Below are 1,013 nucleotides of genomic sequence, written 5' to 3' on the forward strand. Positions count from 1 at the left end.
ACCCGTTGGGTGAAATTAAATAATTTGTATTTTAACGTTATTGATGTTTCTGTTAAATATGAACTTGTTCATGAATTGGATCAGGGTCATGGCGGTTATTTTAGCCATTATTCTCGTTTTGAAACCCATAAAAGTTTTGGCATAATTTCTCCTGATCATGAATTGGTCGCACAGCTGAGAGAACAACGTCTCGATCCTTTTCCTTGATTTTCTGAAAATGTAAGGTTGCTTTTTATATTCCTTTTGATTCGTTCTCATCGGGGTTTCCAATAAGATGTTCGCTGATTGGAACAAGTCTAATTGTTGTGTCGCGGACAAATAACCTTTATCTCCAAGGAGCACGCAATCAGATAGTTGTTCTTTTACATTCTGAAGATAATGGATATCGTGCACGTTCGCCTTGGTGATATCGACGGAATGGAAAACCCCCGAAACGGTACATACGCCATGCAGTTTGTACCCGAAAAACCAAGCGTTCTGCGAAGCGCAAAAGCCTTTCTCAGGAGAAGTTTCATAATTCTCTTTACAGACCTTTATACGGTTCTGCCTGGCTGTTTTACAGATCTCCAAAGGCATGCTGTCCACAATGAAATAATCTTCAAATTCAGTAAATCTGGAAGATAAAGCCAACCGGATCCTTTCGGCAAACCCAAACAGGTTCCTGCGCCTCTTGTTAAATTGACTGCGTTCAATAAGATTCGGAATATCCTCATTCTTGACTCTCCGAAACAGGTCACTTTCACTGTCAATGGACATGAATTCCGCTGTTAGGCTCAGAGCAACGACCTCTATATCAGTCATTTTAGCCTTTCTGCCAACCCGGTTATGAGAACTCGGATCGATATTCAATGAATTTATCACTTCCAAAACTTTTAAATAATTATTGATTATATTTGACATGGATATTGGTTGTTTTGCGACATCAAGATACTGAATTTCAGTATCTTGGCCAATATCTTTAATGCTTATTTATAATATTTTTCCCCCTAATTCATTTCACCCAACGGGTTATA

The 1,013-nt window shown here is 38.6% G+C and carries 1 protein-coding gene; it reads right to left on the reverse strand.

Going from position 1 to position 1,013, the window contains the following annotated elements:
- Positions 1–15 precede the first annotated feature (15 nt).
- Positions 16–801, reverse strand: a complete 786-nt coding sequence (locus FM107_RS19265; RefSeq protein WP_179204556.1) for an IS982 family transposase — start codon at positions 799–801, stop codon at positions 16–18.
- Positions 802–1,013: the final 212 nt, after the last annotated feature.

It is taken from the genome of Sphingobacterium sp. JB170 (assembly GCF_900163865.1).
Lineage (GTDB): Bacteria > Bacteroidota > Bacteroidia > Sphingobacteriales > Sphingobacteriaceae > Sphingobacterium.